The organism is uncultured Sphingomonas sp. (assembly GCF_936927845.1).
Classification (GTDB): Bacteria; Pseudomonadota; Alphaproteobacteria; order Sphingomonadales; family Sphingomonadaceae; genus Sphingomonas.
Genome location: NZ_CAKZHV010000001.1, coordinates 53742 through 78830 on the forward strand (window position 1 = coordinate 53742; position 25089 = coordinate 78830).

Sequence of the window (25089 nt, forward strand, 5' to 3'; positions counted from 1 at the left end):
GCGGGTAGGTGCCGGACCTTGGCCGCCCGACACCCGTTCGCTCAGATGCTCGCCTTCTTCGCGGCCGGCTTCTTGGTCGCCGCTTTCTTCGCTGCCGGCTTCTTCGCCGTCGCCTTCGCTGCGGGCTTCGCGTCGTCCGCCTTTGCCGCGGCCTTTTTCGGCGCGGCCTTCTTCTTCGCCGGTGCCTTTTTCTTCGCCGGTGCCATCGCGGCGCGCGCGTCGATCAGTTGCGCGGCCTCTTCCAGCGTCAGTTGCTCGGGCGTGATCGTCTTCGGCAGCGTCGCGTTGGTGGTGCCGTCGGTGACATAGGGGCCGTAGCGCCCTTCCATCAGCTTCAGCTCGGCTTCGGTGCGCGGGTGTGCGCCCAGCACCTTCAATGGCTCGCGCGCCGCGCCGCGTTGCGGACGCCCGCCGCCCGCTGCCGCCTCGGCGAGCTTCACCACCGCGGCGTTCATGCCGGTCTCGAACACGTCCGCGGTTGAGGAGAGCCGCGCATACTTGCCCGCGTGCGCCAGATACGGCCCGTAGCGCCCGATCGCCGCGGTGATGTCCTGCCCCGTCTCGGGATGCTGCCCGATCGTGCGCGGCAGGCTCAAGAGCTTCAGCGCCATCTCCAGGTCGAGTTCGACGTCCTTCGGGATCGAGGCGCGCTTCGCCTCCTTGCCTTCGCCGAGCTGGATGTACGGACCGAAGCGACCCGACTTGCGCTCGACCTCCAGACCCGTCTCCGGATCCTTGCCGAGCATCTCGGGCCCGGTCGACTCGGCGGCGTCACCGCCTTGCGCGAAGCGGCGGGTGTATTTGCATTCGGGATAGTTGGAGCAGGCGATGAACGCGCCGAAACGCCCGCCGCGCAGCGCGAGACTGCCCGCCTGGCACGCGGGGCATGCGCGCGGATCGCTGCCGTCCGCCTTGTCGGGGAACAGATAGGGCGCGAGGAAGGTGTCGAGTTCGGCGGTCACCTCCGACGGCTTCTGCTCCATCACCTCGGCGGTGCGCGGCTTGAAGTCGCGCCAGAAGCTTTCCAGCACCGCCTGCCACTGCGCGCGGCCGCCCGACACGTCGTCGAGTTCTTCCTCCAGCTCGGCGGTGTAGTCGTAGCCGACGTAGCGCGGGAAAAATCGCTCGAGGAACGCCGTCACCAGCCGGCCGCTCTCCTCCGCGAAGAAGCGGTTCTTCTCGACCCGGACATAGGCGCGGTCCTTCAGCGTCTTGATGATCGACGCGTAGGTGGAGGGGCGACCGATGCCGAGCTCCTCCATACGCTTGACCAGGCTCGCCTCCGAGTAACGCGGAAGCGGCTGGGTAAAATGCTGCTCGGCGTCGACCGACTTCTTGGCCGGTGCGTCGCCCTCACGCATCCGCGGCAGACGGCGTGCATCCTCGTCCTGGCTGTCGTCCTGCCCTTCTTCGTAGAGCGCGAGATAGCCGGGGAAGAGCACGACCTGACCGGTGGCGCGCAGCACGTGGCGCCCGGTGCCATCGGCGAACTCGATCGTGGTGCGCTCCATCCGCGCCGATGCCATCTGGCTGGCGAGTGCGCGTTTCCACACCAGTTCGTACAAGCGCGCGTGGTCGCCCGATCCGACGCGATCCTTGGAAAAATCGGTCGGGCGGATCGCCTCGTGCGCTTCCTGCGCGTTCTTGGCCTTGGCCTGATACTGCCGCGGCTTGTCGGGCACGTAGCTGCCGTCATAGCGATTGGCGATCGCGCCGCGCGCGGCCGAAATCGCGCTGCCGTCCATCTGCACGCCGTCGGTGCGCATATAGGTGATCGCGCCGTCCTCGTAGAGCTGCTGCGCGATCCGCATCGTATGGTCGGCGGAGAAGCCGAGCTTGCGCGCCGCCTCCTGCTGCAGCGTCGAGGTGGTGAACGGCGGCGGCGGGTTGCGCGTCGCCGGGCGCGTCTCGACCGATTGCACGGTGAAGCGACCCGCCTCGACATCGGCCTTGGCGCGCATGGCGTCGCTCTCGGTGCCGATCGACAGCCGGTCGAGCTTGCGCCCTTCCCACTGCGACAGCCGCGCGGTGAAGGGCGTGCCGTCGTGCTCCAGCGCTGCCGTCACCGACCAATATTCCTGCGCGACGAACGTCTCGATCTCGCGCTCGCGCTCGACGATCAGCCGCAGCGCGACCGACTGGACGCGACCCGCGGACTTGGCGCCGGGCAGCTTGCGCCACAGCACGGGCGAGAGCGTGAAGCCGACCAGATAGTCGAGCGCGCGGCGCGCGCGATACGCGTCGATCAGGTCGGTATCGAGCGCGCGCGGCGCCTTCATCGCCTCGGTCACCGCCTGTTTGGTGATCGCGTTGAAGGTGACGCGCTCGACCGCCTTGGGCAGCGCGCGACGTTTGGCGAGCACTTCCTGCACGTGCCAGCTGATCGCCTCACCCTCGCGATCGGGGTCGGTGGCGAGGATCAGGCGGTCGGCGGTCTTCGACAGGTCGGCGATCGCCTTCAGCTGCTTGGCCTTGTCGGCGTAATTCTCCCACTCCATCGCGAACCCCTCGTCGGGGTTCACCGACCCGTCCTTGGGCGGCAGGTCGCGGACGTGGCCGTAGCTCGCGAGCACGCGATAATCGGCGCCGAGATACTTTTCGATGGTTTTCGCCTTGGCGGGCGATTCGACGATGACGAGTTGCATTGGGGCCTAACTAGGGAGCTTCACACGTATGCGCGAGGGTGGCGAGGCGAACGCTGCGGCGTCAAGCAGCGCGTGCGGGCGTCGCGAACCAGGCGACGAGGAAACCCGCGCCGAGCGCGAGATCGATCGCGCCGAAGATCGCGGTGGTCGATCCGGCGGCGAGGAGGAGCGCGGGCACGCCGAACGCCAGCTTCTCCGCGACGCCCGCGAGCATCAGCGGGCGGTATCGCACCGGATCGCTGCCGACCATCCAGAAGACGATCTGGAAGGCGAGCGCGGTCAGCGTGAAGGCGAGTTGCGGCAGCACGATCGCGCCGGGCGCGGCGAGGCTGGCAAGGAGCGCCACCGCGCCGTAGATCGCCGCGCCGCGAAACCACCAGCCGACCCAGCGCGGCGCGGTATCGCGGGCGCTCAGCACAGGCTGACGCGGCCGCCGGCGTGGCGTTCGAGCCGTCCGCCGAGTTCGAGTTCGAGGAGCACCATCTGCACCACCGCGGGGGCGAGCCCGGCCTGACGGACGAGTTCGTCGACGCCGACCGGCACCGGACCGAGCAGGCCGGTGACGCGACGGCGTTCGGCCTCGCTCGCGTCCTCGGGCGGCGGCGCTCCCCAGCCGCTCAAGGGCGATCTGACACGCGCGCGCAGGTCGATCGGGCGGATCTGCTCGAGCACGTCGGCGGCCGACTGGACCAGCACCGCGCCGTCGCGGATCAGGCCGTTGCACCCTTGCGCGCGCGGGTCGCTCGGGTGGCCGGGCACCGCCATCACCTCGCGTCCCGCCTCGCCCGCGAGTCTCGCGGTGATGAGCGATCCCGAACGCGGCGCTGCCTCGATCACCACGGTGCCAAGCGAGAGCGCCGCGATGATGCGGTTGCGATGCGGGAAGTGGCGCGCGCGCGGTTCGGTGCCGGGCGGCATCTCGGCGACCAGCAGTGCGTCTGCGGCGATGCGGTCCTGCAGTCGCGCATTCTCGGGCGGGTAGGCGACGTCGATCCCGCCCGCAATGACGCCGATCGTCGCGCGGCCGGCACCTTCATGCGCGGCGGTGTCGATCCCGCGTGCCAGCCCCGAGACGACGACCGCGCCCGCCTGTGCGACCTCCTGCGCCAGGCCGCGTGCGAAGCGGCACGACGCGGCGGAAGCGTTGCGCGCACCCACCATCGCCACCGTGTCCCGCGACGCGAGCGACAGGTCGCCGCGGATGGTGAGGACGGGCGGCGCGTCCGACAGCTCGGCGAGCAGCGGCGGGTAATCGTCACGGCCGAGGAACAGGTAGCGCGCGCCGATCCGCGCGACCGCCTCCATTTCGCGCAATGCCACACCCGTGTCGGTCACCGCGGGTACGCGCCCACCGCCGCGCCGTGCGAGGTCGGGCAGCGCCTCGATCGCCGCCGCCGCGGTGCCGAAGCGCGCGATTAATTGCCGGAACGACACAGGCCCGATCGAGGCTGTGCGGATCAGCCGCAGCCGCGCGAGCGCGTCATTGTCGTCGACACTGCCGGCCGCGGTTGCGCGATCGAGCGCCGCGACCTCGCGCACGGTCAGGCCGCGTCCCTGCTGCGGCCGATCCGCGGCTCGGTACCGTCGAGCAATCGGGAAATGTTGGCCCGGTGCTTCCACACCACCAAGAGCGCGAGCGCGAGCAGCAGCGGCACGAGGTCGAACGGGCCGAGTATCGCGGCGGCGACCGGCGCGCTGACCGCCGCCGCCATGCCCGCGACCGAGGAGATGCGCATCCCTGCGAGCAGCCCCAGCCACACGACCGCGTAGACGAGCCCGAGCGGCCAGGCGAGCGCGACCGCGATCCCCATCAGCGTCGCGACGCCCTTGCCGCCCTTGAAGCGAAGCCAGACGGGATAGCAGTGGCCGATGAACGCGCCCGCCGCGGCCAGCGGCGTTTCCTGCGGGAACAGCCGCGCGACGATCAGCACCGCGGCCACGCCCTTCAGCATGTCGAGCAGCAGCGTCGCGGCGGCGAGCCCCTTGCGCCCGGTGCGCAGCACGTTGGTGGCGCCGATGTTGCCCGATCCGACCTGGCGCAGATCGCCCGCGCCGCCCAACCGCGTCAGGATGACGCCGAACGGGATCGAGCCGAGCAGATAGCCGATCAGCAACGCCGCCGCGGGCGGCATCCAGACGATTTCGGTGCCCAGTTCTGTTCCCCTTCTGACCCTGTTCTAGCGGGCTGTGAATAGTGTGTCACTCATCTGTATCTACTAGCATCCCAAGCCTATGTGGTCGGCGATGAGCGACGATACGCGACCGATCCTGTTCTTCGATTCTGGTGTGGGCGGCTTGTCGGTGGTCGCGCCGACGCGCGCGCTGCTGCCCGCCGCACCGATCGTCTACGCGGCCGACAGCGCGGGCTTTCCTTACGGCACCAAGAGCGAGGGCGAGATCGCCGCGCGCGTGCCCGCGCTGCTCGGGCGATTGGCGGAGCGATACCGCCCGCGACTGATCGTGATCGCGTGCAACACGGCGTCCACGATCGCGCTGCCCGCAGTGCGCGCCGCGCTCGACCTTCCGATCGTCGGCACGGTGCCCGCGATCAAGCCCGCCGCGCAGGCGTCGCGCACGCGCGTGATCGGCGTGCTCGGCACCGAGGCGACGGTGCGTCAGCCCTATGTCGACGATCTCGCCGAACGCTTCGCCGCGGATTGTACGGTGCTGCGCTACGGTTCGGCGGCGCTGGTCGAGCTGGCGGAAGCGAAGCTGGCGGGCGAGGCGGTCGCGCCCGACGCGGTGGCGCGCGAACTCGCCGGCTTGTTCGGGCAGGCGGATGGCACCGCGATCGACGTGATCGTCAACGCGTGCACGCATTTCCCGCTGCTGGAGGACGAGATGCGCGCGGTCGCGCCAGCCGGCGTCAGCTTCGTCGATGGCGGCCCGGGTATCGCGCGGCGCGTGGTCGCGCTTACGCAGGGGCAGGAATGGCCGCGTGATCCAACCCCGCACCGTTTGGTGTTCACGCACCTGGGCGAGCGCGAGGCGCGGATCGGCGCGCACCTGCGCGCGCACGGCTTCGCCGCGCCCGAGACACTGTGATCGACCAAATGCGCTGGAAAACCGGCCCGCGCAGGCGTAAGTCGCTCGCATGATTAGCGAGAGCAGCGAAGCGCACCGCGGCCCGGTTACTGATGCACGGCCGGTCGACTATTCGCGCGTGTTCACCCAGGCGATCGACCGCCTGCACGCCGAGGGGCGCTACCGCGTCTTCATCGACATCCTGCGCAACAAGGGCATGTTCCCCAACGCGCGCTGCTTCGCCGGGCACAATGGTCCCAAGCCGATCACGGTGTGGTGCTCGAACGATTATCTCGCGATGGGGCAGCACCCCAAGGTGATCGCGGCGATGGAGGAAGCGCTCCACGACGTCGGTGCGGGATCGGGCGGCACGCGCAACATCGGCGGCAACACGCACTATCACGTCGACTTGGAGGCGGAACTCGCCGACCTGCACGGCAAGGAAGCGGCGCTGCTGTTCACCAGCGGCTATGTCTCGAACGAGGCGACGCTGGCGACGCTCGCCAAGGTGCTGCCGGGCTGCATCATCTATTCCGACGAGCTGAACCACGCCTCGATGATCGCCGGCATCCGCAATTCGGGGTGCGAGAAGCGCGTGTTCCGCCACAATGATCTCGCGCACCTGGAGGAACTGCTCGCCGCCGACGATGCCGCGGTCCCGAAGCTGATCGCGTTCGAGAGCGTATATTCGATGGAAGGCGATGTCGCGCCGATCGCGGCGATCTGCGATCTCGCCGACAAGTATAATGCGCTGACCTACCTCGACGAGGTGCACGCGGTCGGCATGTACGGCGCGCGCGGCGGCGGCATCTCGGAGCGTGACGCAGTCGCCGACCGGCTGACGATCATCGAGGGGACGCTCGGCAAGGCATTCGGCGTGATGGGCGGCTATATCGCGGCGGATCGCACGATCGTCGACGTGATCCGCTCCTACGCGCCCGGCTTCATCTTCACGACCTCGCTGTCGCCGGTGCTGGTCGCGGGCGTGCTGGCGTCCGTCCGACACCTGAAATCGTCGAGCGTCGAGCGCGACGGGCAGCAGGCCGCCGCCGCGGCGCTCAAGGCGATGCTGGCCGACGCGGGGCTGCCGGTAATGATCGGCGACACGCACATCGTGCCGGTGATGGTCGGCGATCCGGTCAAGGCCAAGAAGATCAGCGACATCCTGCTCGCCGAATACGGCGTCTACGTTCAGCCGATCAATTACCCCACGGTGCCGCGCGGCACCGAGCGGTTGCGCTTCACCCCCGGCCCCGCGCACAGCGAGGCGATGATGCGCGAGCTGACCGACGCGTTGGTCGAGATCTGGGGTCGGCTGGAGCTGCGCCAGGCGGCGTAGCAACTTCGTCATCCCGGGCTTGAGCCGGGATCCCGCTGCCTATCTCTACCGTGCGGAGCAGTGGGACGCCGGATCAACTCCGGGCAACCGCGTTCACCGCAACGCCGCGTCGCGCTGATCCAGGATCGGCGGCAGGTACGGCGTCGGCGCACCCGCCGGCACCGCCGCCAGCGCCTCCGCGATCACCGCCGCGCGCTCCTTGGGGGAAGGGTGCGTGCGGCTGCGGAACATGCCGGGGTCAACCTTTTTTCCCGGCCCCTGCCAGAAGCGCACCGCATTCTGCGGGTCCCAGCCGGCGTTGCGCAGCAGGAACGCGCCGAGCACGTCGGCCTCGGTTTCCGTCTTGCGAAACAGCCGCGCGTTGCGGCCGAACTCGCCGAACAACCCCCATTTGACCCCCGCCGCCTCCAGCCGCGCGCGGTGGCGCAGGATCGTGTGCGCGAGCTCGTGCGCGACGACCACCGCGACATCGTCGTCGCCGTAGGTCTCCATCAACCGCGCGCCGACCTGCACGACATGCCCGTCCGATGACGCGCCGAGCTTGGGTCCTGCAACCACCTCGAACTCGCTGCGGCAGGCGGGGACGGGCGCGATCACGGCGCGGCGCGTGCCGTGCGAATCGTTGAGCGTCAGCACGATCGGTGCGCCCAGCGGTCGCGCGGCCAGCCGGGCGAGCGCCGCGTCGCGCGTCGCGCTGGTGTCGTGCGCGGCGGTCGGCGCGGTCAGCGGCGCGCCGGCGATCGCTGCCAGTCCTTCGTTCTGGACGATCCCCGCCCGCGCGGCGGGTGAACCGGGGACCACCCACTCCACCGCGACCGGCTCCGCGAAGCCGAACACCGCGCGCGCCGTGTCGGCATCACGCGCGGCATATTGATCGATCGCGTGAAGCACGAGCCCGGTGCCCGGCTGCTGGTCGCGGCACAGCGCGGCGTTCGCGGTGGTGAGCCGCCACGCCACGCTCGCGAGCCGCGCGTCCTGCGCCCGCAACGCCTCGAACGTCGCGCGGATGTCGGGCGCTGCGGCGGCGAGCAGCGTGAGGGGTAGCAAGATGCGGAGCAGACGCGACATGCGTCCTCCTCTACGCCGTGCCGGTCGCGCGGTCATCACCGCGCAACACCGCGCCCGCATTGACTTCGCGCGCCTCACGCATCAGAATAGTTTCACTTGATACCAGTGGAGCATGCTCATGGACCATATCGACGTCAATCCGATGGGGCTCGACGGCTTCGCCTTCTGCGAATTCACCTCACCTGAACCCGACACGCTCGCCAGGCAGTTCGAGGCGCTCGGCTTCGTTCCCGCCGCGACGCACCCGACCAAGCAGGTGACGCTCTACCGCCAGGGCCGCATCAACCTGCTGATCAACCGCGAGGAAACGGGGCAGGCGGCCGAGTTCCGCGCGGCCCATGGCCCGTCGGCGAACGCGATGGCGTTCCGCGTCTCGAACGCGCGCGAGGCGCTCGACGCGGCCGTGGAGCGTGGCGCCAAGGCGCTGGACGCGAGCGGCAGCGCACTGCCTGACGCGCAGGTGCTCGAAGGCATCGGCGGATCGCTGCTGTATCTGGTCGATGCCGATCCGTTCGCCGACTGGACCGAGGTCGAGCGCTGGCGCGAGGCGGCGGCGGAGAACAACGTCGGGCTCGACCTGCTCGATCACCTGACGCACAACGTGCGGCGCGGGCAGATGCGGACGTGGTCGGCGTTCTACGGCCAGATCTTCGGCTTCGAGGAGCAGAAGTATTTCGACATCAAGGGCAAGGCGACCGGCCTGTTCAGCCAGGCGATGATCGCGCCCGACAAGGCGATCCGCATTCCCTTGAACGAGAGCCAGGACGACAAGAGCCAGATCGAGGAGTTCATCCGCGATTACAACGGCGAAGGTATCCAGCATCTCGCGCTCACCACCGACGACATCTACACCACCGTCGAGAAACTGCGCGCGCGCGGCGTGCGGTTGCAGGACACGATCGAGACCTATTACGAGCTGGTCGACAAGCGCGTGCCGAACCACGGCGAGGACCTGGAGCGGCTGCGCCGCAACCGCATCCTGATCGACGGCAACGTCGGCGAGGAAGGGTTGCTGCTGCAGATCTTCACCGAGAACATGGTCGGCCCGATCTTCTTCGAGATCATCCAGCGCAAAGGCAACGAGGGGTTCGGCAACGGCAACTTTCAGGCGCTGTATGAGTCGATTGAACTCGACCAAATTCGGCGCGGTGTCATCACAGTCGACGCCTGATCGATGTGCGAAGCGAACGCTTCGCACGAGATGCGCCACGCAGGTGGCGCCGTCGACCGGCCAGCGCGACGAAGCCGGCGCACAAGGCGCGGCTTCGCCGCGTCTGACGCGCCGGCGGGCGTGACACGATCCACCCGCGGGTTCGTTACACAAAGCCGCCCAAGAAAGGACCGAGGATGACCGACCCCATCACCCCCGCCTACATCCCCGGTTTCGGCAACCACGTCTCGACCGAGGCGATCCCCGGCGCGCTGCCGATCGGGCGCAACTCGCCGCAGCGCCCCGCCTTCGGGCTCTATACCGAGCAACTGTCAGGCACCTCCTTCACCGCGCCAAGGCACGAGAATCGCCGCTCGTGGCTGTACCGGATGCGCCCGACCGCGGAGCATCCGCCGTTCGAGGCGTATGCGGGCGCGGCACGTTTCGCCCCCGATACCCCCGACGCGCCGCTGCCACCCAACCGGCTGCGCTGGGATCCGCTGCCGCTACCGGGCGGAGAGCGCGTCGATCTGGTCGACGGCATGACGACGATGCTGACCAATCGCCACCCCGCCGACCTCGAAGGCGTCGCGATGCACGTTTATGCCGCGACCAAGGACATGGACGCGCGCGTGTTCATGGACGCGGACGGCGAACTGCTCTTCATCCCCGAGCAGGGGCGGCTGGAGCTGCTGACCGAACTCGGCCGGATCGAGGTCGCGCCGGGGCAGGTCGCGCTCGTGCCGCGCGGCGTCCGTTTCAAGGCGCTGCTGCCCGACGGCCAGGCGCGCGGCTATGTCGCGGAGAATCACGGCGCGCTGTTCCGCCTGCCCGATCTCGGCCCAATCGGCGCCAACGGCCTTGCCAACCCGCGCGATTTCGAGACGCCGGTCGCCTGGTTCGAGGATCGCGACGAGCCGACTGAGGTCATCCAGAAGTTCATGGGGTCGCTGTGGACGACGACGCTCGACCATTCGCCGCTCGACGTCGTCGCGTGGCACGGCAATCTCGCGCCCTGGCGCTATGACCTGTCGCGCTTCAACACGATCAACACCGTCAGCTTCGACCATCCCGATCCGTCGATCTTCACCGTCCTGACATCCCCAAGCGACGTGCCCGGCCGCGCCAACGCCGATTTCGTCATCTTCCCGCCGCGCTGGATGGTGGCGGAGGGAACGTTCCGCCCGCCGTGGTTCCACCGCAACGTCATGTCGGAGGCGATGGGGCTGATCACCGGCGCGTATGATGCGAAGGCGGAAGGCTTCCAGCCCGGCGGCATCTCGCTCCACAACATCATGAGCGGGCACGGCCCCGACGTCGCGAGCTGGCAGGGCGCGAGCGCCGCCGACCTCAAGCCGCACAAGATCGAGGGCACGATGGCGTTCATGCTCGAGAGCTGCTGGGCGTACCGGCCAACCGAGTACGCGCTGACGCACGCGCAGCTCGATTACGATGCGGTCTGGGCGGATTTCCCCAAGGCGACGCTGCCCCGTTCATGAAGGTGCGCGCGTGAGCGAGGTGACGACCGCCGAGCAATCCGCTCGCGTCTTCGCGACGCCTTCGGGGGTGAAGCTCGGCACGCTCGATCAGATCACCGACGGTGCCGCGCGCAACTACGTGCTGCGATTGCGCGCGGGGCGCTTTCACGGCTTCGTCGTGCGGCAGGGGGAAGCAGTCTACGGCTATGTCGACCGCTGCCCGCACGCCGGGCTACCGCTCGCGCAGGAACTCGACGCCTATCTGACGCCCGATGGCGCGCGGATCATGTGCTCGTGGCACGGCGCGGTGTTCGCGATTGCCGATGGCCGCTGCGAGGGCGGGCCGTGCATGGGCGCGCGGCTGACACCGTGGCCGGTGCGCGTCGACGGCGGCGTGATCGTCACCGCCGCCTGACCGCCTCCGCGCGCGTCACGGCTGACGCGTGCGGCGCAGCGCGTTCGTGTCGTAGCCTAGCGACTTCGCGCGGGCGAACAGCGCGTCGACGTCCTTGTCGCCGGGACGCGGCGAGCGCGACAGCAGCCACAGGTAGCGCCCGCCCGGCTCGCCGACGATCGACCAGCTATAATCGTCGGCGTGGTCGAGCACCCAGTAATCGCCGACGTACAATGGCCCGAAGAACGACAGCTTGAGCTTCGCGCCCGTGTCCTTGTCCGCGACCACGCCCTTGGCACGCGCGACCTTGCGCTTGCCGTCGCGGGTGCCTGCATTGGTGACGCCGATCTTGTCCGCCGACAGCCGCGAATAATCGGCGGTGACCGCGTCCATCCCCTCCTCGAACACGTACTCGTGGCGCGCGATCTCGTACCAGCGGCCGAGATAGCGGTTGAGGTCGACCGGCTTCGCGGGTTCGGGCACGGCGGGGTTGATGACCGGCGGGCGCTTCGCACGCAGGTAGAGGAAGCCGCCAAGACCGAGCGCGGCAGCGCCTGCTCCGGCAAGGACGGCGGCGTTGGGACGGGGGGATTGCTGTGCCATGCGCATCCCTACCAGCGAACGCCAGCCTGGTTCCCTCAGCCCTGCGCGCGCGCCTTCTCGCGCAACCGCGCGGCGTGGAGCAGCGGCTCGGTATAGCCGCTCGGCTGCGTGACGCCGTCGAAGACGAGCGCGCGCGCGGCCTGGAACGCGATGCTCTCGTCCTCGCGGCCCGCCATCGCTCGATAGGCCGGGTCGCCCGCGTTCTGCGCGTCGACCTTGGCGGCCATGCGGGTAAGCGCGGCATCGACCTCGTCGGCGGTGGCGACGCCGTGGAGCAGCCAGTTCGCCATGTGCTGCGACGAGATGCGCAGCGTCGCACGGTCCTCCATCAGCCCGACGTCGTGGATGTCGGGCACCTTGGAACAGCCCACCCCCTGGTCGATCCAGCGCACGACATAGCCGAGGATGCCCTGCGCATTGTTGTCGAGCTCCTCGCGCACCTCCTGCGGCGTCCAGTTGCGCCCCGCCGCCAGCGGCACGGTGAGCAGGCGGTCGAGCGCGGCGACCGGCTCGGCGCGGCGCGCCTCTTGCCGCGCGAACACGTCGACGCGGTGGTAATGCGTCGCGTGCAGCGTCGCCGCGGTCGGCGACGGCACCCAGGCGGTGGTCGCGCCGCTCATCGGATGCGCGATCTTCTGTTCGAGCATGTCGCGCATCATGTCGGGCGCGGCCCACATCCCCTTGCCGATCTGCGCGCGCCCCGACAGCCCGCACGCGAGCCCGATCTGGACGTTGCGATCCTCATACGCCTTGATCCAGTCGGCACCCTTCATCTCCGCCTTGCGGATCATCGCGCCGGCACGCATCGCGGTGTGCATCTCGTCGCCGGTGCGGTCGAGGAAGCCGGTGTTGATGAACACGATGCGGTGGCGCACCGCGTGGATGCACGCGGCGAGATTGGCCGAGGTTCGGCGTTCCTCGTCCATCACGCCGACCTTGATCGTGTGGCGTGGCAGGCCGAGCAGATCCTCGACCGCGTCGAACAGGCGGTCGGTGAAGGCGCATTCGTCGGGGCCGTGCATCTTGGGCTTGACGATGTAGATGCTGCCCGCGCGGCTGTTGCGGCGCTCCCCCCGAATGTCGTGAAGCGCGACGAGGCTGGTGACGATCGCGTCGAGGATGCCCTCGGGCGCCTCGCTGCCGTCCGCCAGTCGGACCGCAGGATTCGTCATCAGATGGCCGACGTTGCGGACGAACAGCAGGCTGCGGCCGGGCAGCACGATCTCGCTGCCATCGGGGGCGGTATAGCGGCGATCGGGGTTGAGCCGGCGGGTCATCTCGCGACCGTTCTTCTCGAACGTGTCGGTGAGGTCGCCGCGCATCAGCCCGAGCCAGTTGGCATAGGCCGCGACCTTGTCGGCGGCGTCGATCGCGGCGACCGAATCCTCCAGGTCGCAGATCGTCGTGACCGCGCTCTCCAGGATGACGTCGGCGATGCCCGCGGGATCGTCGCGGCCGATCGGGTGATCGGGATCGAACACGACCTCGATGTGGAGGCCGTTGTGGCGGAACAGACGACCTTTCTCGCTGCGACCGACGTACTGCGCGGGGTCGGCTAATGTGATCTCGTCGCTCGTGAGCTCCGCCCACGATCCGCTCGCCAGCGGCACCGCGTCATCAAGGAATGCCTTTGCCCAGGCGATCACCTGGCTCCCGCGTGCCGTGTCATACGCACCGCCAGGGTTGGGCGAGCCGAGCGCGTCGGTGCCGTACAGCGCGTCGTACAGGCTGCCCCAGCGCGCGTTCGCGGCGTTCAAGAGGAAGCGCGCGTTGAGGATCGGCACGACCAACTGCGGCCCGGCGGTGGTCGCGACCTCGGCGTCGACGTTCGCCGTGTCGATCGTGAAGGCTGCGGGTTCGGGGACGAGATAGCCGATCTCGCGCAGGGACGCCTGATACTCGGCCTGGTCGATCGGCTGGCCGGCGCGCGCGGCGTACCAATCGTCGATGCGATGCTGCAACGCGTCGCGGCGCGCGAGCAGATCGCGGTTCTCCGGCGCGAACCGGGCGAACAGGTCGGCCATCCCCGTCCAGAAGGCGTCGCGATCGACGCCGGTGCCGGGCAGTGCGCGCTCTTCGATGAAGGTCGCGAGGTCGGTCGCCACGTGGAGGCCGGCGCACTTGGTCATCTGCTCGGTCATCTGCTCTCTCCTGCCCGCACGCTTGTAGCGTCGCTTCGTTCACGCCACTAGAAGCATTGATGTCGCGGCAGTCGGTAGCGATATGCACGAATGATCGACCCCGATTACCTACTTTTCGCGCGGCTGGTGACCGCCGGCAGCATCGCGGCGGCGGCGCGTGAGCTGCGCCTGTCACCCGCGATGGCGTCGCGCCGGCTGGCGCGACTGGAGGCGCGGCTCGGCGCGCGGCTGGTGCAGCGCACGACCAGGCGGCTGGCGCTCACCCCCGCGGGCGAGCAATTCCACGCCGACGTGGTCGCGATCCTCTCCGCGGTCGAGGCGGCGGAAGCGCGCCTGACCGGGGCGGCGGCAGCGCCCGCCGGGCTGCTCCGCGTCAGCGCACCGACCTCGTTCGGGCGCCTCCACGTCGCGCCGCACCTGCACCGGTTCCTCAACGCGCATCCTCAGGTGAGGCTGGCGTTCGACCTGTCCGACGCATTCGTCGATCTGGTCGCGGGCGGGGTCGACGTCGGCATCCGCATCGCCGCCGCGGTGCCGCCCTCGCTGGAGGCGCACCGGCTCGGTGCCAGTCGCCGCGTGCTGTGCGCGAGCCCGGCCTATCTGGCGCGCGCGGGCGTGCCAGGGCGCGTCGCCGATCTCGCGGCACACCGCCTGCTCGCGGCGGCAGGGCAAATGCCGTGGCGATTGGTCAGCGCCACGCGCCGCGCGAGCGTCGACCGCGCGAGCCATGTCGAGACCAATTCGAGCGAGCTGGTGCGCGAACTGGCACTCGCGGGGGTCGGGATCGCGCTTCGATCATTGTGGGACGTCGGCGACGCGTTGCGCGACGGTCGGCTGGTGCGCGTGCTGCCCGAGTGGGAGGGGATGCTGGACGTCGCGATCTGGGCGCTGCACCCGCGCGCGCCGATTGTCGCCCCCGCGGTGCGCGCGTTCGTCGCCTTTCTGCGCGAGACGATCGATCCCGCGGCGTGGGAGTGAGCGCTAGAACAATCGCCCGCCGTTCGGCACCGGACGTGCCGGACTGACGAGCACCACCGCGCCGTCCGCGTCGGGGAAGCCGAGCGTCAGCACCTCCGACATCATCGGTCCGATCTGCCGTGGCGGGAAATTGACCACCGCGGCGACCTGTCGCCCGATCAATTCGTCGGCCGAGTGGCGCACAGTGATCTGCGCCGAGGATCGCTTGACGCCTACGGGCTCACCGAAGTCGATCGTGAGCTTGAACGCGGGCTTGCGCGCCTCGGGGAAAGGATCGACCGCCAGGATCGTGCCGACCCGGATGTCGACGCGCATCCAATCGTCGAAACCGATCGGATCGGCGGCGGGTGCGGCAGGGTCGTTGCTCACGTGCACGGCGTCAGAAATCCGGGTTCTCGTAATAACTCGGCGGCTCGATTCCGCTGACACGCTCGGTCAGCAGCGGGCGAAAGCTGCGGCGGCTCTTGAACGCCGAATACCACGCCTTGGCGTGCGCGTGCCCGGTCCAGTCGATTCCGCCGAGGTAATCCGCGACCGAGATCTGCGACGCGGCGGCCAGATCGGCGAGGCTGATCGTCGCGCCCGCGATCCATTTGCGATGATCGAGCAGGTAATCGATGTAATCCAGGTGGCCGACCGACGACTTCATCGCTTCGCGCAACCGTGACGCGTTCGGCGCGGTGCGATGGACCAGCCGGTTGAGCATCCGCTCTTCCAGCAGCGGCTGCGTCACGTCGCGGTAGAAGAAGGTGTCGAACCAGGTGACCAGCCGGCGGATTTCGGCGCGATTGGCCGAGGAGCCGTTGATCATCGCCGCACGGTCGACCGTTTCCTCGAAATATTCGCAGATCGCGAGCGAATCGATCAGCACCTCGCCCTTGTTGGGCTCGACCATCACCGGGGTCTGCCCGGCGGGGTTCATGTGGAGGAAATCGTCGCGCCGCTCCCACGGATGCTCGCGCACCAATTGGTAGCCGACGTCCTTTTCGTTGAGCAGCGTACGCACCTTGCGGGTGAACGGACACAGGGTGAATTGGTGCAACTGCCACATATCGTTGGTTGATAGCGGGCCTGCGGTGGCGGGCAAGAGGCGCACGCGACCAAGCGCGGCTTTGCGGCGAGTTGCGTGAACGCGCGCGTCACCACCGCGGGTGACGCGCGCGATCGGGTCATTCCGCTGCGACCAATTCGATGCTGTCGTCGAGCGGGTGGGGCAGGCGGGTGAGCATTTCCTTCGGCACCACCTGCCAGAAGTGCGCGAGTGCAGCGTCCCAATCCTCCAGCAACCCCTTCGACCAGCGGCTGTCGGTGGCGCGGGCGTGCGCGTGGACGAGCGCGCGGAGCGTCTCGGCCCAGTGTTCGGACGCGACGCGCTGCCACACGATGCTCTCCGGATTGGCGTTGCGTGCGAAGCTGCCCTTCGCATCATAGACGAACGCCATGCCGCCGGTCATCCCGGCGCCGAAGTTCTGCCCCACCTCGCCCAGCACCACCGCGGTGCCGCCGGTCATATATTCGCACCCGTTCGCGCCGCAGCCCTCGACCACCACGTCGGCGCCCGAGTTGCGCACCGCGAACCGCTCGCCCGCCTGACCCGCCGCGAGCAGCCGCCCCGCGGTCGCGCCGTAGAGCACGGTGTTGCCGAGGATGGTGTTGTCCTGGCTGGCGAGCGGCGAGGATACCGCTGGCCGCACGATGATCGTGCCGCCCGAGAGGCCCTTGCCGACGTAATCGTTGGCATCGCCGAATACCTCCAGCGTGATGCCGCGGCACATAAATGCGCCGAGGCTCTGCCCGGCCGAGCCGCGCAGGCGGACGGTGACGTGGCCGTCGGCGAGCTTGCTCATCCCGAAGGTGCGCGTGATCTCGCTCGACAACCGCGTGCCGACCGCGCGGTGCGTGTTGCGCACCGAATAGGTTAATTGCATCTTCTCGCCGCGCGAGAAGACGGGGGCGGCATCCTTGATGATCTGCGCGTCGAGGCTGTCGGGCACCTCGTTGCGGAACGTCGACAGGCTGAACCGCCGCTCCGCATCCGATGCGTCGACCTTGGCGAGGATCGGGTTCAGGTCAAGGTCGTCGAGATGCTCCGCGCCGCGGCTGACCTGGCGGAGCAGCTCGGTGCGGCCGATGATTTCGTCGAGGCTACGCACGCCCAGCCGCGCGAGGATGTCGCGCACTTCCTCGGCGATGAAGGTCATCAGGTTGATGACCTTTTCCGGCGTGCCGACGAACTTGTCGCGCAGTTTCTGGTCCTGCGTGCAGATGCCAACCGGGCAGGTGTTCGAGTGGCATTGCCGCACCATGATGCAGCCCATCGCGACGAGGCTGAGCGTGCCGATGCCGAACTCCTCCGCGCCCAGGATCGCGGCGATGACGATGTCGCGCCCGGTCTTCAATCCGCCGTCTGCGCGCAGCTTGATGCGGCCGCGAAGCCCATTGAGCGTCAGGACCTGATTGACCTCGCTCAGGCCCATTTCCCACGGCGTGCCGGCATATTTGATGCTGGTCTGGGGGGACGCGCCCGTGCCGCCGACGTGGCCGGAGACGAGGATCACGTCGGCGTGTGCCTTGGCGACGCCCGCCGCGACCGTGCCGATGCCGGCCGACGACACGAGCTTGACGCAGACGCGCGCGCGCGGGTTGATCTGCTTCAAATCGTAGATGAGCTGCGCCAAATCCTCGATCGAATAGATGTCGTGGTGCGGCGGCGGCGAGATGAGCGTGACGCCCGGCGTCGAATGGCGCAGCCGCGCGATGAACTCCGTCACCTTGAAGCCGGGCAGCTGCCCGCCTTCGCCAGGCTTGGCGCCTTGCGCGACCTTGATCTCGATCTCGTCGCAAGCGTTGAGATACTCCGACGTGACGCCGAACCTTCCGCTCGCGATCTGCTTGATGACCGAATTGGCGTTGTCGCCATTCTCATACGGCGTGTAGCGGACCTTGTCCTCGCCACCCTCGCCCGAGACGGCTTTCGCGCCAATACGGTTCATCGCGATCGCCAGCGTCTCGTGCGCCTCCGGCGACAGCGCGCCGAGGCTCATGCCGGGGGTGACGAAGCGCTTGCGGATCTCGGTGATCGCCTCGACCTGATCAACCGCGACGCCCTCTGCGGGGAAGTTGAACTGGAACAGATCGCGGAGGTAGATCGGCGGCAGGTCGGCGACCCCGCGCGAGAATTGCAGGTAGCTCGAATAGCTGTCGGTCGACACCGCCGTCTGGAGCAGGTGCATCAGCTGCGCGGAATAAGCGTGCGCCTCGCCGGTGTGGCGCTGGCGGTAGAAGCCGCCGATGGGCAGCGTCGCAACGCCCGCGTCGAACGCCGCCTCGTGGCGTTCCGTCGCGTTGACGTGAAGCGAGGCATAGCCTTCGCCGCTGATCTTGGCGGGCATGCCGGGGAACAGGTCGTTGACCAGCGCGCGTGACAGGCCCACCGCCTCGAAATTATAGCCGCCGCGATAGGAGGAGATCACCGCGATCCCCATCTTCGACATGATCTTGAGCAGGCCTTCCTCGATCGCCTTCTTGTGGCGGGCGAGGCAATCGTCGAGCGCAAGGTCGCCGAACAACCCGCGCGCCTGGCGGTCGACGATCGCGGCCTCGGCCAGATACGCGTTCACCGTCGTCGCGCCGACGCCGATCAGCACGGCGTAGTAGTGCGTGTCGAGGCATTCCGCGGTGCGGACGTTGACGCTCGCGTAGGAGCGCAGCCCGCGGCGCACGAGATGGGTGTGGACCGCGGCGGCGGCGAGCACACCGGGGATCGCGACGCGTTCTCGCGAGATATTCTCGTCGGTCAGGAACAGCTCGCTGCGCCCCTCGCGCACCGCTTGCTCGGCCTGGTTGCGGATGCGCTGGATCGCGGCGCGCAGACGCTCCGCACCGCCGCCCGCCTCGAACGTACATTCGATCTCCGCCGCGCTTGAACCGAAATAGGCCTTCAGCCGGTGCCAGTGCGCGCCGGTCAGCACCGGCGAATCGAGCACCAGCACGCGCTCGCGCCGATCCTCGGTGTCGAGGATGTTGGCGAGATTGCCGAAGCGCGTCTTCAGCGACATGACGTAACGCTCGCGCAGGCTGTCGATCGGCGGGTTGGTGACTTGCGAGAAGTTTTGGCGGAAGAACTGGCTGATCAGCCGCGGCTTGTCGGAGATGACCGCGAGCGGGGTGTCGTCGCCCATTGATCCGATCGCTTCCTTCGCGGTCTCGACCATCGGTGACAGGATCAGCTCCATGTCCTCCAGCGTCTGCCCCGCCGCGACCTGCCGCCTGGCGAGCTCGGCGCGGTCGTAGCGCGTCGTGCTGTCGAGTGGGGCGGGGGGCAGGTCGTCGACGCTCGAGAACTCGCCGATCATCGCGGCGTAATCGTGCTCGGCGGCGATCTTGTCCTTGATCTCACGGTCGCGCAGCACGCGGCCCTCGTGCAGGTCGACCGCGATCATCTGCCCCGGGCCCAGCCGCCCCTTGGCGATCACGCTGCTCTCCGGCACCACCACCATGCCCGCTTCGGAACCGATGATGAGCAAACCGTCGGCGGTCTGCGTGTAGCGTAGCGGGCGCAGCGCATTGCGATCGACGCCGCCGACCGCCCAGCGCCCGTCGGTCATCGCGAGCGCGGCCGGGCCGTCCCACGGCTCCATCACGGATGCCAGATACTGGTACATCGCGATATGCGCGTCGGGCGTGTCGCCGCCCGACTGCCACGCCTCGGGCACCAGCATCAGCTTCGCGGTCGGCGCGTCGCGGCCAGACCGGCAGATCGCCTCGAACGTGGCATCAAGTGCCGCGGTGTCGCTGGCGCCCGCGGGGATTACCGGCTTGATGTCCTCCGAATGCTCGCCGAACGCGATCGAGGCCATGCGGATCTCGTGGGAGAGCATCCAGTTCTTGTTGCCGCGAACCGTGTTGATCTCGCCGTTGTGCGCGAGGCACCGGAACGGCTGCGCCAGCCACCATTGCGGAAAGGTGTTGGTCGAATAACGCTGGTGAAAGATCGCGACGCGGCTCTCGAAACGCTGGTCGGTGAGATCAGGGTAGAAGACCGATAGACTCTCGGCGAGGAACAGCCCCTTGTAGATGATCGAGCGGCACGACAGCGAGCAGACGTAGAAGCCCTGGATCTGCGCCGCGATCACGCGCTTCTCGATCCGGCGGCGGACGAGGTAGAGGTTCTTCTCGAACTCCTCCGCGCTGACCGCGTCGGGCATCGGCCCCGCGATCATGATCTGCTCGATCTCGGGTCGCGTCAGCTGCGCCTTGGCGCCGATCACCGACACGTTCACCGGCACCTGCCGCCAGCCGTAGATGGTGTAGCCGGCCTCGATCATCTCCGCCTCGACGATCGTGCGGCACGTCTCCTGCGCGCCCAGATCGGTGCGCGGCAGGAACACCATGCCGACCGCGAGCCGGTTGGGGAGCAGTTTGTGCCCCGAGGCCGCGACGCAATCATCGAAGAAGCGCACCGGCAGATCGACGTGCAGCCCCGCGCCGTCGCCCGTCTTGCCATCGGCATCAACCGCGCCGCGGTGCCACACCGCCTTCAACGCGTCGATCGCCGATTGCACCACGCGGCGCGACGGCTTGCCATCGGTCGCGGCGACGAGGCCGACACCGCACGCGTCGCCCTCGAACTCGGGGCGGTACATGCCGTGCTCGGCGAGATAGGCGCGCTGGTCGTCAGGGAAGTGTGTCATGGCAGGTGGTCCCGCAATTCGGTTTGGGCGAACAACAAGAGCTTGCGATATGCCGCCGATAGATCGTCGAGCGCGGCCACTGCGGCGCGGAAACGCGCATATTGGACGTCCGCGTCGAGCGGGTAATCGTGGACAAGATCGTTGCGCAGGCGGACGATGACCGACCAACGTGCCGCATCATCCAAGATGCCGATCTTTTCCATGTAATCGGCATAGTCGCGCGCGAACCACTGATCGGTATTTTCGGCGAGAAGGCGCGGGATCAACCGGAATGCGCGCGCGAGCTGATCCTCGATCTGCTCGAAACTTTTCAGCACCGCGCGCGACCCGGATCGACGCGCGGGCGGCAATGCCTCGAACGTGGCGAGATCGTCCGGCACGTCGCCCAGCAGCGCCAAGTCGTCCGCCATCGAAGCATGCAGCCGTTCCAGCCGTACGAGCAGTCGCGTGAATATGTCGTGTTCGGGCGTGGTCACAGGACGATCCCGTCGCGATAAGCGATGCGTTGGAACGGTCCTGGCGCGGCATTACGGACCGCGGTCAGCACGTCGACCTTGCGCGGTTCGGTCATGCGCCAGAAGCGATCAAGGAACTCGCTCTTCTGCCGTCGCTCATCGGACAGCGCATCGACCTCGACCAGCAGGTCGATGTCGCCGCCTCGCAGGTCGTCGTGGACGCGACTGCCGAACAGGCGCACGACCGCATCGTCGCCGAACGCCTCGCGCGCGGCCTGCTTGATCGCCGACACCTCGTGTTCGGTCAGCCTCACGCCGCCACCTTCGTGTCCGCCGCCTTCGCCTTCAGATACTTGTGCATCGCCGCCGACACGTCGCGGCCGTCGCGGATCGCCCAGACGACCAGGCTCGCGCCGCGCACGATGTCGCCGGCCGCGAACACGCCGTCGAGGCTGGTCATCAGCGTTTTCGCGTCGACCAGCACGGTGCCCCAGCGCGTGACACCCAGTTCGGGCGCATCCCACAAATGCGGCAAATCCTCCGCGTCGAAGCCGAGCGCCTTGACGACGAGGTCGGCAGGCATGTCTTTCGCCGCACCCGGATCGATCTCGGGCGTGCGGCGGCCGCTCGCGTCCGCGCTGCCCAGCCGCATCCGGTTGGCGCGGACGTGGGTGACCCGGCCGCCGTCCTCCACGAACGACGCAGGCGCGGAGAGCCAGACGAACTCGACGCCTTCTTCCTCGGCGTTCGCCACCTCGCGCTGGCTGCCGGGCATGTTGGCGCGGTCGCGGCGGTAGAGGCACTTCACGCTCTTCGCACCCTGGCGGATCGCGGTGCGGACGCAGTCCATCGCGGTGTCGCCGCCCCCGATCACGACAACGTTCTTGCCCGCGGCGTTCAGGCTTCCATCCTCGAACGCGGGCACCTGGTCGCCGAAGCTCTTGCGGTTGGAGGCGGTGAGATAATCGAGTGCGGCGACCACCCCCGCTGCATCATGCCCGCCGACGTCGATCGCGCGCGCCTTGTACACGCCGGTCGCGATCAGGATCGCGTCGTGGCGCTGCCGCAATTCGTCGAGCGTCGCATCCTCGCCGACCGCGAAGCGTTCGTGGAAGACGATGCCGCCCGCCCGCAACCGCTCGACCCGGCGGGTGACGACGGGCTTCTCGAGCTTGAAGCCCGGGATGCCATAGGTCAGCAACCCGCCCGCGCGGTCGTGCCGGTCGTAGACGTGGACCTCGTAGCCGTGGCCGCGCAGATATTCCGCCGCCGACAGCCCGGCGGGGCCGGCGCCGATCACGCCGACCGATTGACCACGCGGGCTGCCGGGGACGAGCGGTTCGACCCAGCCTTCCTCCCACGCCTTGTCGGTGATGAACTTCTCGACCGATCCGATCGTCACCGCGCCGTGGCCGGTGAACTCGATCACGCAATTGCCCTCGCACAACCGGTCCTGCGGGCAGATGCGGCCGCAGATCTCGGGCATGGTCGAGGTTGCGTTCGACAGCTCATATGCCTCGCGCAGCCGGCCTTCCGCGGTCAGCCGCAGCCAGTCGGGGATGTGGTTGTGCAGCGGGCAGTGAACCGAGCAATAGGGCACGCCGCATTGCGAGCAGCGCCCCGATTGGTCCTCCGCCGATTGCACCGCGTAGCGCTCGGCGATCTCGCGAAAATCGTCGGCGCGCGCCTCTGCCTCGCGCTTGCCGGGATAGGCTTGCGGGCGTTCAACGAAACGAAGCATGTCGGCCATCGGTCAATCTCCGATGGCCGCAATTTCATATCAACGCGGGCATGTCACGCGAAATCAAACAACATGGTAAGCAAAGCGGACCTAAAAAGCCCTTCTCGATCGCTGCTCATCTAGTTCGACGAGGCTTTGACCCGCCTTAAAGGTCCGGTTTAAACCCCATCAATGCAGGAGCAATGCCAGTGCGAGTCCGCCGGCGACGATCCGGTACCAGGCGAAGGGCGCGAAGCCGTGCCGGCCCACGATGCCGACGAACCAGCGCACCACCAGCAGCGCGACCACGAACGACACGATGAAACCGATCGCGATCGCACCCAGCCCCGCGCCTTGTCCCGCGATCAACTCGTGGTGGTGCCCGCCCAACTCCACCACGCTCGCCCCCAGCATCGTCGGGATCGCCAGAAAGAAGCTGAATTCCGCCGCGGTGCGCCGCTCGACCCCGAGGCTCAGCGCGCCCAGGATCGTCGCGCCCGAGCGGCTGACGCCGGGGATCATCGCCAGGCACTGCAGGAAACCGACCCCCAGCGCGGTGCGCGCGGGCACGTCGGCGATGCCGCGCGTCGTGCCGGGCTTCACCAGCCGCTCGATCACCAGGATCGCGACGCCGCCGACGATCAGCGCGACCGCGACAACGCGGGGTTGCAGCAGCAGCGCCTCGATCTGCTTCTTGAGCGCCAGGCCGATGACGGCGGCGGGAATGAACGCGATCAACAGGTTGCGCACGAACCGCACCGCACCCGCCTCGCGCGCGAACAGGCCTGTCAGCACGGTCCAGAAGGTTCGCCAGTACAGCACCACCACCGCCAGGATCGCGCCCAACTGGATCACGATGTTGAACAACCGCCAATGCGCCTCGTCATAACCGAGCAGCGCGCTCGCCAGGATCAGGTGGCCGGTGGAGGAGACCGGCAGAAACTCGGTCACTCCCTCGACAATGCCGAGCAGCGCGGCGGTGAGCAGGTCGTTCAAGAGGCAGCTCCGACAGGAGAGACTAAGGGGCAATCCGAGGCTGGAAAGGCGTCAGCCCTTGGCAGCGTCGCTCAGCAGCGAGAAGCGCCCCGCCTTGCGGTACCGCACCAGCCAGCCCGGCGCGACCGCGTCGAACGGCGTCCTCGCGAGGCCCATCGCGGTCAGCCCCTCGCCGGCGGTGACGACCGAATCGCGCTGGAGCAGCTTCCACTGGTCGCCCGTCAGCGGACCGCCCGGCACGCTGGCGAGCAGGCCGCCGACCGCGTCGGGCAGCGGCAGGAAGGTGGGGTGGCGCCCGATGTGCGACGCGATCCGCTGCTGGATCTCCAGCATGGTCAGCACCTCGGGCCCGCCGAGTTCGAAGGTATGGCCGCCGAACCGCGCCGGCTCGCTCAGGCCCGCGACGACCGCGTTGGCGACGTCGCCGACATAGACCGGCTGGAACCGCGCGCCGCTGCGCAGCACGGGCACGACCGGCAGCCTGGCGATCATCCCGGCGAAGCGGTTGATGAACTGGTCCTCGCGTCCGAACACGGTCGACGGGCGCAGGATCGTCGCGGTCGCGAACGCCTCGCGCACCGCGGCCTCCGCCTCGCCCTTGGTGCGGGCGTAGTTGGACGCGCTTCCTGCGTCGGCGCCGATCGCGGACACGTGGACCAAGGCACTCACGCCCATCCGCGTCGCGGCCTCGGCGACCGCGCGCGCGCCCTCGACGTGGATGCGATCGAGATTGCCTTCGAAGCTGCCGACCAGGTTGACGACGCCGTCGGCATGCTCGACCGCGCGCGCCACCGTGTCGGGGCGGGTCACGTCCACCGCGACGAACTGCGTCTGCCCGAGCGCGCCGAGCGGTTTCAAGAAGAACGCTTGCCGCGGATCACGCTGCGCGATCCGCACGCGCGCACCCGCCTTCAACAACGCCTGCGCGACGTAGCGACCGATAAAGCCGCCGCCGCCGATCAGGGTCACGAGCTTGTTGTTCACGCCGGTCATCAACGAAGATCCCTGGAAAGTCGCGTTCGCTTTAGCCGCGCGCACCGCGCAATAACAAGGCTGCGCGCCCGGGTGACGCAACGGTCCGTATTTTTCTCCGCGGGAAAGCGTTGACAAGGACTCGCGCACTCCACTAGAGGCGCCGGCCTACCCGGAAGCGTTCCCGCTTCCACCCGTGCCCAGATGGCGGAATTGGTAGACGCACCAGCTTCAGGTGCTGGCGATCGCAAGGTCGTGGAGGTTCGAGTCCTCTTCTGGGCACCATTTGTTCTCAAAGCATTGATAATGCTGGGGGATCGTCGAAAGGACGGTCCCCAGAGAGCGTTTGCTACACAGAACTGCTACACAGTCCGGGGCACCAATCGTCCCCAAACCCTCGGAAAACTGCCGTAAATCGTGGTGAGGGCTGCTA

The 25089-nt window shown here is 68.4% G+C and carries 21 protein-coding genes and 1 tRNA gene; 7 read left to right on the forward strand and 15 right to left on the reverse strand.

Features of this window, described 5'->3' with window-relative positions:
• Window positions 1–41: 41 nt before the first annotated feature.
• The 4 genes from topA to plsY form a co-directional block, all read right to left on the reverse strand.
• Window positions 42–2645, reverse strand: coding sequence for a type I DNA topoisomerase (topA, locus tag Q0579_RS00200; RefSeq protein ID WP_298807924.1), 2604 nt, complete (start codon window positions 2643–2645; stop codon window positions 42–44).
• 61 nt (window positions 2646–2706) lie between these two features.
• Window positions 2707–3063: a hypothetical protein gene (locus Q0579_RS00205; RefSeq protein ID WP_298807926.1), complete on the reverse strand. Its 357-nt coding sequence runs from the start codon at window positions 3061–3063 to the stop codon at window positions 2707–2709.
• Window positions 3057–4184: a DNA-processing protein DprA gene (gene dprA, locus Q0579_RS00210; RefSeq protein ID WP_298807929.1), complete on the reverse strand. Its 1128-nt coding sequence runs from the start codon at window positions 4182–4184 to the stop codon at window positions 3057–3059. Before dprA ends, Q0579_RS00205 begins: the two co-directional genes overlap by 7 nt.
• A gap of 2 nt (window positions 4185–4186) precedes the next feature.
• On the reverse strand, window positions 4187–4777 hold the full coding sequence (gene plsY / locus Q0579_RS00215; RefSeq protein ID WP_174194495.1) for a glycerol-3-phosphate 1-O-acyltransferase PlsY: 591 nt from the start codon (window positions 4775–4777) through the stop codon (window positions 4187–4189).
• A gap of 112 nt (window positions 4778–4889) precedes the next feature.
• On the opposite strand from plsY, the gene murI reads away from it, so the two are divergent.
• The gene (gene murI, locus Q0579_RS00220; RefSeq protein ID WP_298807932.1) at window positions 4890–5690 is read left to right on the forward strand and encodes a glutamate racemase; all 801 of its coding nucleotides are present in this window, start codon (window positions 4890–4892) and stop codon (window positions 5688–5690) included.
• A 49-nt stretch (window positions 5691–5739) separates the two neighbouring features.
• Window positions 5740–7008: a 5-aminolevulinate synthase gene (gene hemA, locus Q0579_RS00225; protein ID WP_298807934.1), complete on the forward strand. Its 1269-nt coding sequence runs from the start codon at window positions 5740–5742 to the stop codon at window positions 7006–7008.
• 93 nt (window positions 7009–7101) lie between these two features.
• Here hemA and Q0579_RS00230 read toward each other — a convergent pair whose 3' ends face one another.
• Entirely contained in the window at window positions 7102–8076 is a 975-nt protein-coding gene (locus tag Q0579_RS00230; RefSeq protein WP_298807936.1) for a M48 family metallopeptidase, read from the reverse strand.
• Window positions 8077–8194: 118 nt separating this feature from the next.
• On the opposite strand from Q0579_RS00230, the gene hppD reads away from it, so the two are divergent.
• The 3 genes from hppD to Q0579_RS00245 all read left to right on the forward strand — a co-directional run bounded on the left by hppD (window position 8195) and on the right by Q0579_RS00245 (window position 11119).
• On the forward strand, window positions 8195–9247 hold the full coding sequence (hppD, locus tag Q0579_RS00235) for a 4-hydroxyphenylpyruvate dioxygenase (protein ID WP_298807938.1): 1053 nt from the start codon (window positions 8195–8197) through the stop codon (window positions 9245–9247).
• 176 nt (window positions 9248–9423) lie between these two features.
• A complete protein-coding gene (gene hmgA / locus Q0579_RS00240; RefSeq protein WP_298807941.1) occupies window positions 9424–10725 on the forward strand; it encodes a homogentisate 1,2-dioxygenase in 1302 nt (433 codons plus the stop codon).
• Between the two features lie 19 nt (window positions 10726–10744).
• Window positions 10745–11119 (forward strand): Rieske (2Fe-2S) protein, encoded by a 375-nt coding sequence (locus tag Q0579_RS00245; protein ID WP_298807971.1) that lies wholly within the window; start codon window positions 10745–10747, stop codon window positions 11117–11119.
• A gap of 15 nt (window positions 11120–11134) precedes the next feature.
• Here Q0579_RS00245 and Q0579_RS00250 read toward each other — a convergent pair whose 3' ends face one another.
• Together Q0579_RS00250 and Q0579_RS00255 are read right to left on the reverse strand one after the other, a co-directional pair.
• Window positions 11135–11701, reverse strand: a complete 567-nt coding sequence (locus Q0579_RS00250; protein WP_298807944.1) for a lipocalin family protein — start codon at window positions 11699–11701, stop codon at window positions 11135–11137.
• A 35-nt stretch (window positions 11702–11736) separates the two neighbouring features.
• Window positions 11737–13842: a malate synthase G gene (locus Q0579_RS00255; RefSeq protein ID WP_298807947.1), complete on the reverse strand. Its 2106-nt coding sequence runs from the start codon at window positions 13840–13842 to the stop codon at window positions 11737–11739.
• 90 nt (window positions 13843–13932) lie between these two features.
• Here Q0579_RS00255 and Q0579_RS00260 point away from each other — a divergent pair, with 90 nt between their 5' ends.
• Window positions 13933–14820: a LysR family transcriptional regulator gene (locus Q0579_RS00260; protein ID WP_298807949.1), complete on the forward strand. Its 888-nt coding sequence runs from the start codon at window positions 13933–13935 to the stop codon at window positions 14818–14820.
• A 3-nt stretch (window positions 14821–14823) separates the two neighbouring features.
• On the opposite strand, the gene Q0579_RS00265 is transcribed toward Q0579_RS00260, so the two are convergent.
• The 8 genes from Q0579_RS00265 to Q0579_RS00300 all read right to left on the reverse strand — a co-directional run bounded on the left by Q0579_RS00265 (window position 14824) and on the right by Q0579_RS00300 (window position 24668).
• Window positions 14824–15195 carry a tRNA-binding protein gene (locus Q0579_RS00265; protein WP_298807950.1) on the reverse strand — a complete coding sequence of 124 codons (372 nt, stop codon included), beginning with the start codon at window positions 15193–15195 and terminating at the stop codon, window positions 14824–14826.
• A 4-nt stretch (window positions 15196–15199) separates the two neighbouring features.
• Complete coding sequence (locus Q0579_RS00270) at window positions 15200–15871, reverse strand: glutathione S-transferase family protein (RefSeq protein WP_019517479.1); 672 nt, start codon at window positions 15869–15871, stop codon at window positions 15200–15202.
• Window positions 15872–15989: 118 nt separating this feature from the next.
• A complete protein-coding gene (gene gltB, locus Q0579_RS00275) occupies window positions 15990–20513 on the reverse strand; it encodes a glutamate synthase large subunit (RefSeq protein ID WP_298807957.1) in 4524 nt (1507 codons plus the stop codon).
• A complete protein-coding gene (locus tag Q0579_RS00280; protein ID WP_298807959.1) occupies window positions 20510–20989 on the reverse strand; it encodes a hypothetical protein in 480 nt (159 codons plus the stop codon). The genes gltB and Q0579_RS00280 overlap by 4 nt, the downstream gene beginning before the upstream one ends.
• Entirely contained in the window at window positions 20986–21282 is a 297-nt protein-coding gene (locus Q0579_RS00285) for a nucleotidyltransferase domain-containing protein (RefSeq protein ID WP_298807961.1), read from the reverse strand. Before Q0579_RS00285 ends, Q0579_RS00280 begins: the two co-directional genes overlap by 4 nt.
• Window positions 21279–22718 (reverse strand): NAD(P)-dependent oxidoreductase, encoded by a 1440-nt coding sequence (locus tag Q0579_RS00290; protein WP_298807962.1) that lies wholly within the window; start codon window positions 22716–22718, stop codon window positions 21279–21281. The genes Q0579_RS00285 and Q0579_RS00290 overlap by 4 nt, the downstream gene beginning before the upstream one ends.
• A 159-nt stretch (window positions 22719–22877) precedes the next feature.
• A complete protein-coding gene (locus tag Q0579_RS00295) occupies window positions 22878–23684 on the reverse strand; it encodes an undecaprenyl-diphosphate phosphatase (protein WP_298807963.1) in 807 nt (268 codons plus the stop codon).
• A gap of 51 nt (window positions 23685–23735) precedes the next feature.
• Window positions 23736–24668, reverse strand: coding sequence for a complex I NDUFA9 subunit family protein (locus tag Q0579_RS00300; RefSeq protein WP_298807974.1), 933 nt, complete (start codon window positions 24666–24668; stop codon window positions 23736–23738).
• A 186-nt stretch (window positions 24669–24854) separates the two neighbouring features.
• On the opposite strand from Q0579_RS00300, the gene Q0579_RS00305 reads away from it, so the two are divergent.
• Window positions 24855–24941, forward strand: a tRNA-Leu gene (locus Q0579_RS00305).
• Window positions 24942–25089 lie beyond the last annotated feature (148 nt).